The following is a 16,449-nucleotide window of genomic DNA, read 5'->3' on the forward strand; positions in this document are numbered from 1 at the left end:
GACTTTGGAGACGACGGAAGAAGAACTGATGAACACGGTCTTCCCGCATCCGACGATGTCGGAAATGATGCATGAAGCGGTGCTTGCAGCTTACGGACGGGCGCTGCATATTTGAGGGGATGAGGGTGTCAGGCGTCTTGCATGTAAAGCGTCAGACGCTTGGCGGCGTTCTTGAGATGGGACGCCGCCGCCTCACGCGCTCGGCATCTCCGGCCTCGAGCCTTCAATGATCGTGGCGCAGAGCATTCATATGGGCGACATCGTGACCCGCCGCCCGCTTGCCTGACCACCGCAGGCGTTCAGCAGAAGATCACCGAAGAATAGTCGAAGCTCTTGCAAATCCGGGCGATCAATCCGAATGCGAAGATTGTCGAGCTGTCGGGTGGCTCGGACCGGAGTCTCGTGAACTGTCTGGGCCGCGTGGTTGAGGAGTTTAGCCCCTCGGATGCCACCGAAGAAAAGATCATGTACGCGGCTGTGCACTGATCCTGACCATCTAAGTGTTTGAAAACAAAAGCCCCGTTCTGCCGTTGATTTGCGTCATTGCGGGATGGGGCAAAATGGTTAAACTTATTCTATGGGCCTTTGCCATGCGTGGCGGGGCGGTGACAGCATTGTCACGCAGGTCATGGACTGGCCCCGGGAGGGAAAACCATGTCCATAAATCACACAAAAACATCTGAAAAACTGCGCCATTCGCGCGATCAAAACATCTATCTTCGCGCCTTGCGCGGCCAGTTTTGGACCGCGCCTGCGGCGCTTTTGCTGGGCGCCGGGCTTTGCGTGCTCGGGTCTGCCGCCTTGGCGCAGACGCCCGCGGGTTTTGATCTGGATGCGGCGCAGACCGCGCTTTGGTCGGAACCCGACGCGGATCAAATCGCAACCTTGCAGGCCGATCTCGAGGCCGCAGCCGCCACGGGAGATGTCGCCGCGCAGCATCTTTTGGGGCAACATCTGCTCAACGGCTGGGTCCTGCCACAGGACGTGCCGCGTGGCCTGTCGCTACTCGAAGGGGTGGCCGAGACGGGCCATGTCGGCGCCTTGACCGATCTGGGTCAGGCCTATCTTTGGGGCACGGCTTTGCCCGCTGATCCGGATGTCGCAGTGCCCTATCTGGAACGCGCCGCAGCAAATGGCGGCACGGAGGCGCAGCGCATTCTTGGTGAGCAGATGATTGGCGGCTGGGTGCTGCCGCGCGATGTTGCGCGCGGTCAGGCTTATCTCGATCAAGCCATCGCGGGCGGTGATGTCGAGGCGCGGATCGCGCTTGGCAAACTCCAGCTTTACGGCATCGGCGTGCCCAAGGATGAGGCGGCAGCGCTGGCGCAATTCGAAGCCGCCGCAGAGGCCGGCAACGGTCACGGGCTGGCCGCCTATGGCGACAGCTTGATGTGGGAGTTCACCGATCCGGCAGAGGCCGAGGCCCTGTTGCAACGCGCGGGAAATCTCGGCGCGAGCGAGGCTTGGGTCTCTCTGGCCCGGGGCGCGATGTATGGCTACTTGGGCGGCGGCTCCGTGTCGCGGGCGAAATTCGACGGCTATGCGGAAAAGGCGCTGAGCGCGGGTGAGGAGGACGTTGCGGTGCTTGAGGCCACGCGTCAGATGTGGGGCATCAATATGCGCGCCAGCGGGCCGGAGACGATTGCGATCCTGCGTGAGGCAGCCGAAGAGGGGAATGCGTCTGCCGCGCGGTTCCTGATCGAGCTTTTGCGGGATGGCAATGGTTTGAACCTGCACCGGAAACGCGCAGAGGCCGCGGCGGCGCTCGATCAGTTCGGCCCGCTTTTGACCGACAAGGAACAGGCGCAATATGCGCTGACGCTGCGCGCGGCGGCGGCGCGCACGCCCAAAGCCTATGCGCCGGTGGCCGCCGATTATGCGGCGCATCCCGAGCTGCAGTCCGGCTGGTTCGCACAGGAGCTTTTGAAGGCCAATCCCAATGTCGCGGTCTATATCTTGCAAAAGAAATTCGCCGAAGAGGGGCTCTACCGTGGGGCGCTGGATGGCTTTGCGACCCGCCAGACATTGCGGGCAGTCTACAAGGCCTGCCTCGGGTTGGATCATCCCGAACGCTGCAACGACAGCGTCATGCGGCCGGACATCATGGGCGCATTGCTCGTGAACTGAAAAGCATCCTCATGTTCCGGATGGGATCAATCGCCTGCCTCCACAATCTGGGGGCAGGCGTGTTTTTGCATATTTAGACTGGGAGTGTTTGAGTCAAAGTCATCCCGATGATCGCCGTCATCGGGATGGAGCTGTGCAGTGCGTCAGTGTCTGTGACTGATTCTTGCGCAGATGCGACTCAGGATTTTCGAAAGTTTTAACCAAAATTTCCGCTGCGACATTGATAGCGTGTGACAACCATTGGGGTGAAAAGTGAAACATATACATCCCTAAGGTTGTGCATATCAAAATAGAACAACCTATTGGGTCAAAACTGTCTGAAAAGTTGCTTTGTGTCATGGCGGGCTGATGTAAGTTAACGGATACTTAACCATCCAGCGACCCGTCGATGGACTAACCAAGTTGACCGGCTCGTGTCGCTGAGAGTGACAAGGAGGGAATACTATGGGGGGAACCAGAATATTCCGGCCGGATTTCGAAAAACTCGAAACAGGCGCGACGGCAAAAACGGTCGTTATCGCTGGTGGGGCTGGGTTCATTGGGTCTAATTTAAGTCATCGTTTGATCGCAGAAGGCAGCAGGGTCATTTGCATCGACAATATGGAAACGGGGCGCCATGAGAATATCGCAGGGCTTCTGACGCATCCGAATTTCGTCTTTTTCTTGCATGACATCTTGGACCCGTTCCGGATCGAGGGGCCGGTCGATCGGATTTACAACATGGCCTGCCCGGGCTCGCCGCCGAAATACCAACGCGACCCGATCCACACCTTCAAGACCTCTGTGTTCGGCGGGCTGAACCTCTTGGAAGTGGCTGAGGAAAAAGGCGCGCGTATCCTGCAAAGCTCGACCTCAGAGGTCTACGGCGATCCCGATATTTCGCCCCAGACGGAGAGCTATCGCGGCTGCGTCAACACGGTCGGTCCGCGGTCCTGTTACGACGAGGGCAAACGCGGCGTCGAAACTCTGTTTCACGAGATGCACGAACGGCGCGGTGTCGACACGCGGATCGCGCGGATTTTCAACACCTACGGCCCGCGTATGGACCCCGAAGACGGGCGCGTCGTGTCGAACTTTGTGATGCAGGCGCTGATGGGCAAGGACCTGACGGTCTATGGCAACGGCGGGCAAACGCGGTCGTTTTGCTACATCGACGATCTGTTGAACGGGCTGATGGCCTTGATGGAGGGCGACGATCCTCTGGGGACGATTTTCTCCCCGGTCAATCTGGGAAATCCCGGCGAATTCACCATTCTGGAATTGGCGGAAACCGTGTTGCGCATGACCGGATCGCAGTCCGAAGTGGTCTACCGCGACCTGCCGATCGACGATCCGCATCAACGCTGCCCGGATATTTCGCGCGCCAAATCCATTCTGGATTGGGAGCCGAAAATCTCACTCGCAGACGGGCTCATCCCGACCATCGCCTATTTCAAAGGAGAGATCTCGGGGCGTCAGACCTTTGCGACACGGAGTGTGGCGTGATGACAGAGCTTAAGCCCTCGATCCTCGTGACGGGCGGCGCAGGCTACATCGGCAGCCACGCCTGCAAGGCGCTTGCCCAGGCGGGCTTTCGCCCCGTCGTCTATGACAACCTCTCGCGCGGCCATGCCGATGCGGTCAAATGGGGCCCGCTCGTTGTGGGCGAGCTTCATGACATCGCGCGTCTGCGCGAGACGCTCCGGCTCGAAAACATCCGGGCGGTGATCCATTTCGCCGCACTCGCCTATGTCGGCGAAAGCACGCAAGAGCCGGGGCGCTACTATGACAACAACGTCGGCGGGATGATTTCTCTCCTGGCGGCGATGCGCGACGAGGGCGTGGACAAGATCGTCTTTTCCTCGAGCTGCGCCACCTACGGCACGCCCGAGGCACAGCCGATCACCGAAGACATGCCGCAGGTGCCGATCAACCCCTACGGGCGCACCAAGCTGATCTGCGAATGGATGCTGCAGGACGAGGAACAGGCCACGGGTCTCACCCACGTTGCGCTGCGCTATTTCAATGCGGCAGGCGCCGATCCCGATGGCGAGATCGGCGAGCGGCACGATCCAGAGACCCATCTGTTGCCACTGGCCTTGTTAGCAGCGCGAGGCGGCGGTGAGGGTGCAGGGGAGCTGTCGGTCATGGGGACGGATTATCCCACGCCCGATGGCACCTGCATTCGGGACTATATCCATGTCACCGATCTGGCCCGCGCGCATGTTCTGGCGCTGGGGCATCTCATGGACGGGGGCGGGAGCCTTGCGCTCAATCTCGGCACCGGCGAAGGCCAATCGGTGCGCGATGTCATCGCCTCGGTTGAACGCGTCACGGGGGCCAAGGTGGCCTACCACGACGCCCCGCGCCGGGCGGGCGATCCGCCGGAACTGCGCGCCGATCCCTCGCGGGCCGAGGCCGAGATCGGCTTTCGCGCCGCCTACCGCGACCTCGATACGATCACCGCCCATGCCGCGCCCTGGTTCGGGTTTTCGGACTTTGAACGCGCGCCTTTGGGATTAAAGGACACAGGCTGATGACACGCCGAAGAGCCCATCCCGCGACCCTGAAACGCCCGATGTTGGCGCCGATGCTGCGCGGGTGGATGGCCGTGAAATACTATCTGATCGCCGGTCTCTGGATCGTCGCGGCGGGGTGGTTCTGGGCTTGGTGGCTGCAACCGCATCACATGGTCGGGCCGATCCGCTATTGGGGGGTGACGGCGGCGATGGTCTGGATCTGGGGGATGCAGCTCTACTTTGTGCTGATCTTCCTTCAGGCTCGCAAATCGGTGGCGCCCGACCCGCAACCGGGGCAATGGCGCGTCGCGATGATCACCACGAAAACGCCTTCGGAAAGCTTTGCCGTCGTGCGCGAGACGCTGGAGGCGATGCTGGCGCAGGATTATCCGCATGACACTTGGCTTGCGGATGAGGACCCGGATGCGGAGACGCGGGTGTGGTGCGCGGAGCATGGCGTCAAGCTGTCGACGCGCAAAGGTGTGGAGGCCTATCACCAAGCCACATGGCCGCGCCGCACCCGCTGTAAAGAAGGCAATTTGGCCTATTTCTACGACCATTGGGGCTATGAGGACTATGACATCGTCAGCCAGCTCGACTCGGATCACGTGCCTCGGCCCGGCTATCTGCGTGAGATGCTGCGGCCCTTTGCCGATGAGGCGGTGGGCTATGTCTCGGCCCCCTCGATCTGTTCGGCCAATGCCGACCGAAGCTGGGCGGCGCGCACGCGGCTTTATTCCGAGGCGGCATTTCACGGCGTGTTTCAGGCAGGCTATTCCTCCGTCCTGACCCCGATGTGCATCGGCTCGCATTACGCCGTGCGCACCAAGGCGTTGCGCGAAGCGGGCGGATTAGGCCCGGAGCTGGCGGAGGATCACTCGACCACCATGCTGATTTCCTCAGCGGGCTGGCGCGGTGTGCATGCGCCCGATGCCATTGCGATCGGGCAGGGGCCGGAAACGCTCGCAGACCTCGTGACGCAGGAATTCCAGTGGTCGCGCTCGCTCCTGTCGCTGCTCCTGCGCTACACGCCACGGTATCTCAAAACGATGCCCCTGCGGCTCAAGTTGCTTTTTTTGCTGTGCCAAACGTGGTATGTTTTCTTTGCGCTGTCGATGGCGCTCATGTACCTCGTGCCGATCCTGGCTGTGACCTTCGATCTGCAGATCGCGGATGTCACCTATCCGGCCTTTGTCGGCCATGCCTTGCCCGCCATCGCTGTGATGTTCGTCTTTGCCTTGGCGATGAAATCTGACGGGTTTTTGCGCCCCTTCAAGGCCAAGGTCTTCGCTTGGGAAACCATGCTTTTCGTGATGCTGCAATGGCCCTGGGTGTTCTGGGGCTGTGCCATGGCGGTGCGGGACCGGGTGACCGGGAAATTCGTTGATTTCCGCATCACCCCCAAAGGCGAGACCCAAGGCGCGCCGCTGCCGTCGCGGGTGATTGCCGTCTATGCCGTGCTGGCCATGGGGGCCGCGATCCCGGTGATCACCGTCTCCGATGTCCATGCCGCGCGCGGGTTCTATCTTTTGTCGCTGGTCAATACGGCGGTGTACCTGATCCTGTTGGCCGTGGCGTTTCGCTCGGAACTTAAACGCGCGCGCGGGGTCCGACACCATATTCGAAAAATACTGGCGCGCGATGTCCCTGTGTTGAGCCTGATCATGGCACTTTTGGGCACAGGGACCATACTGAGGGCGGAGGACAGCGCCAATGCGCTGGCTATCGGCCTCGAGGCGGTTGGAGCCGTCAAGGTGGAATACGTGGTGTCCGGCGCCGGCATGGGAGGTGACGGCGGCATCCGGGTCCGTTTCACACCGTTTTGGGGCGAGGGCTCTCCACGCTCCACTGTTAGGGAGGGAGAACGATGAGACATGAGTTCATCAAAACTGTGAAAACAATCCTCTATGGAACCGCGATGGCGACGGCTTTGACCGTCTCCGCCAGCGCGCAATCGGTGCCACCGGGAGAGCTGCCTTTTGGCGTTTATGACCCGGATGGGGACTTCACCGGATTGCAACCCGTGGTGATTGAGCACCTGTTCCTGCCTTGGGAGGACGTGTTCCTCGAAACCCTCTATGATGCCGATGACTATGCACAGGAGCGCAACCGCGCGCTTTTGGTGACGCTTGAACCCTGGACTTGGTCGCGCAGCGAGCGCAACACCGCGCGCTACCTGCAAAGCGGGATTGAGAGCGGGCGCTATGACCCCAACATGAAAGCGGTTTGTGACATCCTCGGCACGCTGAAAAGCCCGGTCACGCTGCGTTTTGCCCATGAGATGGATGACGACAACGGTCAGTTCATCTGGGCGGGCTGGGAGCCGGAGACCTATATCTCAAGCTACCGTCATATGATCGACGTCTGCCGCGCCTCCGCGCCGAATATCTCGGTGATGTGGTCGCCTTTGGGGGACGAAGGGATGGAGGACTACTACCCCGGCGATGACTATGCCGACATCGTGGGCCTGTCGGTCTTTGGGCTTCAGGCTTGGGATCAGGCGAAATACGGCGGGGATCGTGGCTTTGATGACATCTTTGGCCCGCGCTATGAGCGCGCCACGCAATTCGGCAAACCGATTGCTGTCGCCGAGCTGGGCTATGTCGGCACGGCGGATTATGTCGAGATGTGGAAAGACAGCGTGCGTGTGGTGAAAGAGGACTATCCGCAATTGGTCGGTGTCGTCTATTTCAACTACCCCGAGGTTTACCCCTGGCCCGAGGGCTTTGGGACGCCGGATTGGCGGATGAAGAACCAGATCCTCGAGTAAGGGCCACGGCGCAGGCTGTGTGAATTTTCGAGAGATTGCGTGAATTTGTGGCGTGCGGAGTGAATTTCCGCACGCCACTTTTGGTTTCAGACTGCTCAATTGCCGTATTTTCGCCGATTTTCAGACACGGAAAAGTAAGACTTGACCTCTAAGCTGGTTTGACGTGACACCTATCGGAAACCTCGATATCGGCGTGCGTCACAGGCTGCGTCGGTGATCAATAACAAAGGCAGAGCAGTCTATGATTACGATCTCCCTACGCAAGGTTCTTGTGTCTATTTCCATGGCTTCCGCATTGGTGAGCGCATCCGTCCTTCATGCCGAAACCACGCCGGACACCGCGCCTGTGGTTGCCCCGAAATCCGTGAAATCCGCCGCTGGCGTTGGTGCCGCGCGTTTTGACTGGCTTGCGAAATCCGCCTCCTCTGAGGCTGCGCCCGTGCGTGTCGCCCGCACCCAAATGTTGGGCAGCGGCAGCTGGGTGTGTTCTCCCGCGGGCTTTAACCGCAAATCGCGATGTGTTTCCCGCTGAGACGGCTTCCATGCTGTGTTGAGTGACCGATCATAGATGTGCTCTTGCGCATCTTTCGGTGTTTTTTGCCTCATGTGATGATCTTCTGTGCACGCAGCTCAGGAAACTTGGACTGCGGCAATCTGCGTGTGGGCGCGCGGGAGCGAACCTGTTAAGCCATGTTCGAATAACCGAAGGCTCGTTTTTATTGAGCGCATTTAGAGACAGACCAGAGATACGTATTTTATGACAGGTTTTCAGAACAACCCCGATTTCAGCTCCAAAAAACAACCGAAAGGACGCAACCTTTTCGCCCTGTTTCGCGTGATCGCCGTGATCGAGGGCGTGACCACCTTGCTGTTGTTCCTTGTCGCCATGCCGATCAAATATGGCCTTGATGATGCCTCCTGGGTCAAGCTCATGGGGCCGCTGCACGGCTATGCCTTTCTGGTCTATATCGCGCTGATGCTTGTGGTGATGCGCGGGCCGTTCTGGCAGGGGCGGGACCTGACGCGGGCGGCTCTGGCCTCTCTTGTGCCCTTCGGCACCTTCCTAAACGACCCGCATCTCAAACGTCGCGGCCAAGACATCTACTCGAACTGAAACCCGTTTCGGGCGAGGCACCTTGTCCTCTATGCGATGGCGCCCAGGGTGGTATAACGCCTTAGGTTTACATATTCGCATAAGAGGGATGATAGCATGACGCGCAAGGTTGATTTGGCCATTCTCGGGGCAGGCAGCGCTGGGGTCACCGCGCTGTTCACCTTGCTCAGGGCCGGGAAATCCGTCGTTCTGATCAATTCGGGGCCGGAGGGCACCACCTGCGCGCGCGTGGGCTGCATGCCGTCGAAAGCGCTGATCGAAGTGGCCTCGCTCTATCACGCGAAAACCCGTCAGGCGGCGTTCGGGATTGCGGGCACCGAAGCGCTTAGCGTCGATGGCCCCAAAGTCATGGCCCGCGTCCGTGACATCCGGGACAAATTGGTCAATGGTTTCATCACGCGTACCCACAAACATCTCGACGAGACGCAATTCATCGACGGCTTTGCCACGCTCACAGGCCCCAATTCGGTCGAGGTGAACGGTGAGACCATCGAGGCGGGTGCGATCATTATTGCCACCGGATCAAGCCCCGTTCTGCCCGCACCCTTCCGTGCCTTGGGCGACGCGCTTTGGACCACGGACACGTTTTTCGAACAGGCTGACCTGCCGAAATCCGTCGCCATCGTGGGCCTTGGCGTGATCGGCTGTGAAATCGGTCAGGCGCTGGGCCGTTTGGGCGTCGAGGTGCATGGCTTTGACGCCGCTCCTGTGATCGCGGGGATCAAAGACCCGGTGGTGGCCGAGGCCGCCGCAGAGGCGCTGGGACAGGATATGTCGCTCACTTTGGGCGCGACTGTCGAACCGACGCGTGAGGCGGACGGCACAGTAACGATCAAGGCGGGGGAAAAGACCATGCGGGTCGAGCGTGTACTCGCCAGCATCGGGCGGCGTCCGAATGTGGCGGGGCTGGGGCTTGAGAGCCTCGGTGTGGAGTTGGATGACAAAGGCATGCCCGCCTACGATCCCGAAACGCTCCAGATCGGCGATTTGCCGGTTTATATGACCGGCGATGTGAACGCTGACCGCCCGCTTTTGCACGAGGCCAAGGACGAGGGCAAAATCGCCGCGCTGAACATCATCGCTGGCGCGCGCAAATCCTTCCGTCGCCGCGTACCTCTGGCCGTGGCCTTCACCAGCCCGCAGATCGCCACCGTTGGCGCCGCCTTCGACACGCTTGACCCGGAGCAGATCGCCGTGGGCACCGCCAAGGCGCAAGACAACGGGCGCTCGAAGGTCAAGGCGGAGACGGCAGGGCTGATCCGCGTCTATGCCGACAAAACCTCGCTGAAACTTCTGGGCGCGACTTTGGCGATTGGTGACGGCGAACACATGGCGCATTGGCTGGCGCTGGCGATTGAACAGGGGCTGACGGTGGATGCCTGTCTTGAGAGCCCGTTCTATCACCCGGTGCTCGAAGAAACGCTCCAGGACGCTTTGATGAGTTGCCTGTCGAACAGCGGGCAGAAATTGCCGCATCCGCCGGGGCTGACGCCGGCATAACCTGAGGTTCGACAGAAACAGGGTGGTCGCAGCGGCGCTTTCGTGAAACGCTTCTGGTCAAACAGGAGGGGGTTCATGACCGCGCGCAAAGGCATCCTTGCAACCGGCATCGCCGTGATTGCGGCGGTGATCACGCTTGTGCTGCTGTTTCAGGGCGCGGCGATCTATTTCACCGCGCAGGAGCAATCGAAAGCGACGGGGCGTTTGTCGCTTTACCGCTCGACGGTGATTGCCGAATTGGATCGGTTTTCGCATCTGCCCTATGTCTTGGCCCGCGATCCTTACGTGCAGGCCACGGCGGAGGGCGGCGACCGGGCCGCGCTCAACAGTCGCCTGCGGGATTTTGCTGAGCGCGCGGGCGTCGATGCAATCTATCTCATGGCGCCGGATGGCGAGACGATCTCCGCCTCGAACGCGGGAACGGCGCTGAGTTTCGTCGGACAGAATTACGGGTTTCGCCCCTATGTCCGCGCCGCGCTCGACGGCGGGCAGGGGCGGTTTTACGGCATCGGTGCCACCACCGGCCTGCCGGGGTATTTCATCTCCGATCCGGTGCGCGATGCGGCAGGGCAGGTGATCGGCGTCATCGCGATCAAGCTCGACCTCACCGATCTGGAGGCCGCCTGGCGCGACGGTGGCGAACAGGTGCTTTTGGCTAATGACGAAGGCGTGGTGCTTTTGGCCTCGGATGAGGCGTGGCGCTACACCTTGCTGCGTGATCTGTCCGACGAAGAACGCGCGCGGATCGACAAAAATCGGCAATTCAGCGGTGCCGACCTGCGGCCTTTGGACTGGGATATTCAAAGCCAGCACGCCGCCCGGATCGGGGGCGAAGAGGTGATCCATCTGGAAACCCATGATTTGCCGCATGGCTGGAGCCTGCATTATTTCGCCAGTCGCGAACGCGTTGTGACGCTGAGCTGGCTGGTGACGGCGCTGGCCCTTGGGCTCGCGGCCGGGGTGGTGATCCTCTACCAGCTGCGGCGTACAGAACGGATTGGTGCGGCCCTCAAACGCTCGGAGGCCGAAGAGGCGGAGCTGCGTCAAGCCAACGAACGTCTGGCCAAAGAGATCGAGGACCGCCGCGCCGCCGAGCGCCGGTTGCAACGCACGCAAAAGGAATTGGAACGCGCCTCGCGTCTGGCGGCGCTGGGCGAACTGTCGGCCTCTGTGACGCATGAGCTGGGGCAACCGATCGCGGCCCTGAAAAATCACATTGCGGCGGCGGAGATCGGCGGCAAGACCGACCCCGATCTGCTGGCTCGGCTGTCCGGTCTGACCGAACGAATGGAAGGATTGACGCGGCAGTTGCGTTTCTTTGCGCGGCCCGGACAGCGCGGGCTGGAACCGGTGGACCTCGATCTGGCGATGGACGAGGCCTTGGCGCTGGTGGCCCCCAATCTTGCGCAGACGCGCGTGGCGCTGACCCGCAAACGTGCGGCGGCGCCGGTGGTGATCAAGGGCTCGAAACTCAGGATCGAACAGGTGATGACCAATCTCTTGCGCAATGCCGTGGATGCCATGGAGGAAGAGTGCGACACCCGCCTCGATGTGACTTTAGGCACGGGGCTGGGGGAGGAGGGCGAAGGGATCGGCTGGTTCGAAATTCGCGATACCGGCCATGGGCTTGGCGCGGCCACCCTCGATGAGCTTCAGGAACCCTTTGTCACGCGACGCGCCTCGGGGGCGGGCATGGGGCTTGGCCTCGCGATTTCGGCAAGTATCGTGCGCGAACATGGCGGGCGGATCGCCGCGCGCAACGTTGAGGAGGGGGCGGTGTTTCGGGTCGAATTGCCGCTGGTCGCAGAAGAGGAACATGGGGCGGATGAGCATGGCACGGATGCACAGGGGGAGGGCGAGGCATGAGTGAGGCAGGGTTGCGCATTTTGGTGGTCGATGATGACAAGGCGATGCGCACGTCTTTGATGGACCTGCTCACGGCGGCTGGTCATGAGGTCGAGGCCTTGCCGCGCGCCGATCAGGTGGTCGCGCATCTGGCGCAGAGCCTGCCGGACGTGATCCTGTCCGACGTGCGGATGCCGGGGATGTCGGGGCTTGAGCTTTTGGCCGCTTTGCCGCCCGAGGCGCCGCCTTTGGTGCTGATTTCGGCCCATGGCGACATCGCGACGGCCGTGCGGGCGATGCAGGACGGGGCCTATTCCTTTGTCGAAAAGCCCTATGAACCACGGCGTCTTTTGTCGATCCTGTCCCATGCCGGACAGCAGCACCGGCTGCATCAAAAGACCGAACGTCTCAAGGCCCGGCTGCGCAATTTGTCGGGGCTGGACAAGGTGTTTTTGGGCCAAGCTGCCGCGACGAAAGCCCTGCGCGAAGAGGTGCTGACGGTTTCCGACAGCCCGGCCTCCGTGCTCTTGGTCGGAGAAACCGGCACCGGAAAGGATGTGATCGCCCATGCGCTGCACGATCTGGGCGCGCAATCGGACGGGCCGTTTGTGGCGCTCAATTGCGCCACCCTGTCGCCCGACGGGTTCGAGCGCGAGATGTTCGGCGTCGAGGGCGGCGCGGCGGGGAAACTGGCCCGCGCGGATGGCGGCACGCTGTTCCTCGATGAGGTCTGCGCCTGTCCCTTGGCGGTGCAAGCCATGCTGTTGCGGGTGCTGGAACAGCGCGAGATCACGCCTCTGGGGGCCAGTCAGCCGCGCAGGCTCAGCTGTCGGGTGATCTCCGCTACCAACGAAGACCCGGAGGCGGCAGAGGCGGCGGGCACGCTCCGGCGCGATGTGCTGCATCGTCTCAACACGGTGCGGATTGACCTGCCGACCCTGCGCGGGCGGCGTGATGACATCCTGATGCTGTTCACGCATTTCGTGGCGGAGTTCGCCCGCATCTATGAGGTCGCGCCGCCCGAACCCGATGCCGACGGGCTGGCCATTTTGATGGGCCACGACTGGCCGGGCAATGTGCGGGAGCTGCGCAATGTGGCGGAGCGTTTCGTGTTGATGGCACGGCGGGGGACGCCATCGATGGCGGCGGCGGTGCATGCGGATCAACTGGAGGTGCCCGACACGCTGCGCGAGGCGGTGGCGGCCTTTGAGCGCGAGGTGATCGCGCGGGCCCTGCGCGCCAAAGAGGGCCGGATGGATGCGGTGGCCGAAGCGTTAGGGATCGGGCGGCGGACGCTCAATGAGAAGATCGTCAAGCTGGGGCTCGACAAGGAGGCGCTTTTGTAGGGCGAAAGCTCTGCGGAAATCCGCAGGGCGCGTGCGCGGCAGCTTGCAGATTCCTTCATAGGGAATACGGCAAAGCCGGTGCATAGTTTGACCAGACACATCAAAATGTCTTGGGAGGACATCATGAATAAGGTTTTGGGACGTGCGGCGATGGCCGCGCTTTGCGTTGGTTTTGCGACCGAGGCGATGGCGACGGAGTGGAACGTATCGCTCTGGGGCAAACGCCGCGCTTTCACCGAGAATGTCGAGAAAATCGCGGAGCTGGTCTCCGAGAAGACCGACGGCGCATTCACCATGAACATCTCTTATGGCGGCCTGTCGAAGAACACCGAGAATCTCGACGGCATCTCCATCGGCGCTTTCGAGATGGCGCAATTCTGCGCGGGCTATCACCCGGACAAGAACCCCTCGATCACCGTTTTGGAACTGCCGTTTCTGGGCATCGACAGCCTTGAGCTGGAGCGCGAGGTCTCCATGGCGATCTACAACCACCCGGCGACGGTCGAGGACCTTGCCCGTTGGAACGCCAAGCTTTTGATGCCGTCGCCCCTGCCGCAATACAACCTTGCGGGCGTGGGCGAGGCGCCGCATTCCATCGATGATTTCGCCGGTCTCACCGTGCGCGCCACCGGCGGCATCGGCGCGGCCATGTCCGCCTCGGGCGCTGTGCCGACCTCGATGTCCGCCACCGAAGTGCGTCAGGCCATGGACAGCGGCGTGATCCGCGCCGCCGCCTTTGCACCGCATGCGCATATGTCCTTTGGCACCGCCGAGATCGCGACGTGGTGGACGACGAACCTGAACCCCGGTGCGGTGAACTGCCCGGTGGTGGTGAACATCGACGCCTATGACATGCTCTCGGAGGCCGAACGTGAGGCGCTTGATAGTTCGGTCGAAGAGGCGATGGACTATTACATCGACTATTACAACGATGAGACCATGGCCAAATGGGGCCCGTTGATCGAGGACAAAGGCATCGAACAGGTGACCTTTTCGGAGGAGGACATCGCGGCCTTCAAAGCGGCGGCGGCGATGCCTGCGGCAGAGGCCTGGATCGCGGAGAACACCAAGCGCGGCCTGCCAGCGCAGGAGCTCTATGATCTGGTGATCGAAACGGTTGCGGCCTCGAAATAATGCCTCGAACCACGACCCGTCCTCGACCGAGGGCGGGTTTTCCGATTTCAAAAAGGGGGATGAGCGATGGCGGGAACAGCCACGGTCCTGACCGATGACAGCCGGTTGAGCCGGGTGGATCAGGGGTTACACAAACTGGAGCTGATGCTGGCGCTGTTGAGCGGGCTGACGGTCTTTGGCTTGATGCTTTTGGCGGTGATCTCCGTCGGCGGGCGCAATTTCTTCAATCAGCCTTTGCCCGGCTATGTCGACTGGATCCAACAGGCCATGCCTTTGATCGCCTTCATGGGCATCTCTTATACCCAGCGCAACGGCGGGCATGTGCGGATGGACATGCTGGTGGGCGCCTTGAAAGGCCGCCCGCTCTATATCGCGGAGCTGATCACGACCTTGGCGATGTTCGTCTTCATGGTGCTCATGGTCTGGGGCACATGGGCGCATTTTCAGCGCAGTTTTGATTTCGGAATGCCCTTGTGGAGCCGCGACAGTTCGATGGACATCAGCCTGCCGCTCTGGCCCGCGAAGCTTCTCGCTCCCGTCGCTTTTGGTGTTCTGACGGTGCGATTGGCGCTTCAGATCGTGGCCTATCTGCGCGCGATCATCACGGGCACGGACAACCCGGTGGCGGTGCCGTTGCCGATCGATATGGCGACACAGGCCGCGATGGAGGCCGAAAGCGTCTCCGGAAAAGACGAGTGAGGGCAGTCGCATGACATCCATTGAAATCGGACTGATCGTCTCTGGCGGGCTTCTCGTCATGGTGGTGCTCGGGATGCGGGTGGCCTTTGCCGCAGGGCTTGCGGGCATGGTGGGGCTGATCTGGATTTTCTGGTCGAAAAAGGGCTACGACCCTGAGGCCTTTGGCTGGGCGTTGACCGTGGCAGTGAAAACCGCAGGCCAAGTGCCGCATTCCAAAGTCTCGTCACAGGCGCTCTCGCTGATCCCGACCTTTATCCTGATTGGCTATCTCGCCTATTACGCGGGGCTGACCAAAGCCCTGTTCACGGCCGCGAAACGCTGGATCGCCTGGGTGCCGGGGGGGCTTGCGGTGGCGACCGTCTTTGCAACCGCAGGGTTCTCGGCGGTCTCCGGCGCCTCGATTGCGACCTCCGCGGTCTTTGCCCGGATCGCCATCCCGGAGATGATCGAAACCGGCTACAACAAGAAATTCGCCGCCGGTGTCGTGGCGGCGGGCGGCACGCTCGCCTCTCTGATACCGCCGTCGACGATCCTCGTGATCTACGCCATCATCGTGGAACAGGACGTGGGCAAATTGTTGCTCGCGGGCTTCTTGCCCGGCATGTTCTCCGCCGTGGTCTACGCGCTTTTGATCGTCGGGCTGTCTGTGGCGATCAAAGGGTTCGGGCCCGCCGTGGGAGGCTTTACCTGGAAAGAGCGGTTTCAATCCCTGCCGCCCGCAGCCCCCATCATGGTGGTGGTCCTGACTATTGTTCTCTTCGTCTATAACCCCTTCGGTGGCGAGGCTTGGGGCACGCCCACCGAAGGCGGCGCGATCGGGGCCTTCGTCGTCTTCCTCATGGCGGTTTACAAAGGCATGCGCTGGGGCCAGTTCCGCGACGCTTTGCTGGAAACCGCGAAGCTCTCGGTGATGATCTTCACCATCATCTGGGGTGTGCTGGTCTATGTGCGCTTTTTGGGCTTTGCCGATCTGCCAGGGGCCTTCGCCGACTGGCTGACCTCTCTGACCATGTCGCCGATGCTGATCCTCGTGTGCATCCTTCTGGCCTATGCCGTCTTGGGCATGTTCATGGATGCCATCGGCATGCTGCTTTTGACCCTTCCTGTGGTCTACCCGGCGGTCATGGCCTTGAACGGTGGCGAAATGGTGTCTGCGGCGGATGCGGCCTTTGGCATGTCCGGCCCGATGTGCGCGGTCTGGTTTGGCATTCTTGTGGTGAAAATGGCGGAGTTCTGTCTGATCACACCGCCCATCGGCCTCAACTGTTTCGTGGTGGCTGGCGTGCGTGAGGATCTGTCTGTGCAGGATGTGTTCAAAGGCGTGACGCCGTTTTTCATCGCCGATGCGATCACCATCGCGCTTTTGGTGACCTTTCCGATGATCGTCTTGTGGCTGCCGATGCAGGCCTGACGCGG

The 16,449-nt window shown here is 61.3% G+C and carries 14 protein-coding genes; all 14 read left to right on the forward strand.

What is annotated here, in order from left to right; genetic code table 11:
- The first annotated feature begins 333 nt into the window (after positions 1-333).
- The 14 genes from LC094_RS00005 to LC094_RS00070 all read left to right on the forward strand — a co-directional run bounded on the left by LC094_RS00005 (position 334) and on the right by LC094_RS00070 (position 16,444).
- Positions 334-486 (forward strand): hypothetical protein, encoded by a 153-nt coding sequence (locus tag LC094_RS00005; protein WP_226548810.1) that lies wholly within the window; start codon positions 334-336, stop codon positions 484-486.
- A 168-nt stretch (positions 487-654) separates the two neighbouring features.
- On the forward strand, positions 655-2,127 hold the full coding sequence (locus LC094_RS00010) for a tetratricopeptide repeat protein (protein ID WP_226548812.1): 1,473 nt from the start codon (positions 655-657) through the stop codon (positions 2,125-2,127).
- A 444-nt stretch (positions 2,128-2,571) separates the two neighbouring features.
- A complete protein-coding gene (locus LC094_RS00015) occupies positions 2,572-3,612 on the forward strand; it encodes a UDP-glucuronic acid decarboxylase family protein (protein WP_226548814.1) in 1,041 nt (346 codons plus the stop codon).
- On the forward strand, positions 3,612-4,643 hold the full coding sequence (gene galE, locus LC094_RS00020) for a UDP-glucose 4-epimerase GalE (protein ID WP_226548817.1): 1,032 nt from the start codon (positions 3,612-3,614) through the stop codon (positions 4,641-4,643). The genes LC094_RS00015 and galE overlap by 1 nt, the downstream gene beginning before the upstream one ends.
- A complete protein-coding gene (locus tag LC094_RS00025) occupies positions 4,643-6,496 on the forward strand; it encodes a glycosyltransferase family 2 protein (RefSeq protein WP_404814953.1) in 1,854 nt (617 codons plus the stop codon). Before galE ends, LC094_RS00025 begins: the two co-directional genes overlap by 1 nt.
- A complete protein-coding gene (locus tag LC094_RS00030; RefSeq protein WP_404814954.1) occupies positions 6,493-7,395 on the forward strand; it encodes a glycoside hydrolase family 26 protein in 903 nt (300 codons plus the stop codon). Before LC094_RS00025 ends, LC094_RS00030 begins: the two co-directional genes overlap by 4 nt.
- A 241-nt stretch (positions 7,396-7,636) precedes the next feature.
- Positions 7,637-7,927 carry a hypothetical protein gene (locus LC094_RS00035; protein ID WP_226548819.1) on the forward strand — a complete coding sequence of 97 codons (291 nt, stop codon included), beginning with the start codon at positions 7,637-7,639 and terminating at the stop codon, positions 7,925-7,927.
- Between the two features lie 225 nt (positions 7,928-8,152).
- The gene (locus LC094_RS00040; RefSeq protein ID WP_226548822.1) at positions 8,153-8,509 is read left to right on the forward strand and encodes a DUF3817 domain-containing protein; all 357 of its coding nucleotides are present in this window, start codon (positions 8,153-8,155) and stop codon (positions 8,507-8,509) included.
- 96 nt (positions 8,510-8,605) lie between these two features.
- Complete coding sequence (locus tag LC094_RS00045) at positions 8,606-10,009, forward strand: dihydrolipoyl dehydrogenase (protein WP_226548825.1); 1,404 nt, start codon at positions 8,606-8,608, stop codon at positions 10,007-10,009.
- Between the two features lie 75 nt (positions 10,010-10,084).
- The gene (locus LC094_RS00050; protein WP_226548828.1) at positions 10,085-11,875 is read left to right on the forward strand and encodes a sensor histidine kinase; all 1,791 of its coding nucleotides are present in this window, start codon (positions 10,085-10,087) and stop codon (positions 11,873-11,875) included.
- Positions 11,872-13,200, forward strand: coding sequence for a sigma-54-dependent transcriptional regulator (locus tag LC094_RS00055; protein ID WP_226548831.1), 1,329 nt, complete (start codon positions 11,872-11,874; stop codon positions 13,198-13,200). Before LC094_RS00050 ends, LC094_RS00055 begins: the two co-directional genes overlap by 4 nt.
- 123 nt (positions 13,201-13,323) lie before the next feature.
- Complete coding sequence (locus LC094_RS00060) at positions 13,324-14,334, forward strand: C4-dicarboxylate TRAP transporter substrate-binding protein (protein ID WP_226548834.1); 1,011 nt, start codon at positions 13,324-13,326, stop codon at positions 14,332-14,334.
- Positions 14,335-14,400: 66 nt separating this feature from the next.
- Complete coding sequence (locus LC094_RS00065) at positions 14,401-15,033, forward strand: TRAP transporter small permease subunit (protein ID WP_226548837.1); 633 nt, start codon at positions 14,401-14,403, stop codon at positions 15,031-15,033.
- 10 nt (positions 15,034-15,043) lie between these two features.
- Positions 15,044-16,444, forward strand: coding sequence for a TRAP transporter large permease (locus LC094_RS00070; protein WP_226548839.1), 1,401 nt, complete (start codon positions 15,044-15,046; stop codon positions 16,442-16,444).
- The last annotated feature ends 5 nt before the right edge of the window (positions 16,445-16,449 follow it).

This window comes from Celeribacter naphthalenivorans, assembly GCF_020524585.1.
GTDB lineage: Bacteria > Pseudomonadota > Alphaproteobacteria > Rhodobacterales > Rhodobacteraceae > Celeribacter > Celeribacter naphthalenivorans.

Bases quoted from the DNA above. Each gene is read 5' to 3' on its own strand.
- LC094_RS00025 (WP_404814953.1), top strand. From the start codon at position 4,643: ATGACACGCCGAAGAGCCCATCCCGCGACCCTGAAACGCCCGATGTTG.
- LC094_RS00030 (WP_404814954.1), top strand. From the start codon at position 6,493: ATGAGACATGAGTTCATCAAAACTGTGAAAACAATCCTCTATGGAACC.
- LC094_RS00050 (WP_226548828.1), top strand. From the start codon at position 10,085: ATGACCGCGCGCAAAGGCATCCTTGCAACCGGCATCGCCGTGATTGCG.
- LC094_RS00060 (WP_226548834.1), top strand. From the start codon at position 13,324: ATGAATAAGGTTTTGGGACGTGCGGCGATGGCCGCGCTTTGCGTTGGT.
- galE (WP_226548817.1), top strand. From the start codon at position 3,612: ATGACAGAGCTTAAGCCCTCGATCCTCGTGACGGGCGGCGCAGGCTAC.
- LC094_RS00015 (WP_226548814.1), top strand. From the start codon at position 2,572: ATGGGGGGAACCAGAATATTCCGGCCGGATTTCGAAAAACTCGAAACA.
- LC094_RS00045 (WP_226548825.1), top strand. From the start codon at position 8,606: ATGACGCGCAAGGTTGATTTGGCCATTCTCGGGGCAGGCAGCGCTGGG.
- LC094_RS00070 (WP_226548839.1), top strand. From the start codon at position 15,044: ATGACATCCATTGAAATCGGACTGATCGTCTCTGGCGGGCTTCTCGTC.
- LC094_RS00040 (WP_226548822.1), top strand. From the start codon at position 8,153: ATGACAGGTTTTCAGAACAACCCCGATTTCAGCTCCAAAAAACAACCG.
- LC094_RS00035 (WP_226548819.1), top strand. From the start codon at position 7,637: ATGATTACGATCTCCCTACGCAAGGTTCTTGTGTCTATTTCCATGGCT.
- LC094_RS00010 (WP_226548812.1), top strand. From the start codon at position 655: ATGTCCATAAATCACACAAAAACATCTGAAAAACTGCGCCATTCGCGC.
- LC094_RS00065 (WP_226548837.1), top strand. From the start codon at position 14,401: ATGGCGGGAACAGCCACGGTCCTGACCGATGACAGCCGGTTGAGCCGG.
- LC094_RS00055 (WP_226548831.1), top strand. From the start codon at position 11,872: ATGAGTGAGGCAGGGTTGCGCATTTTGGTGGTCGATGATGACAAGGCG.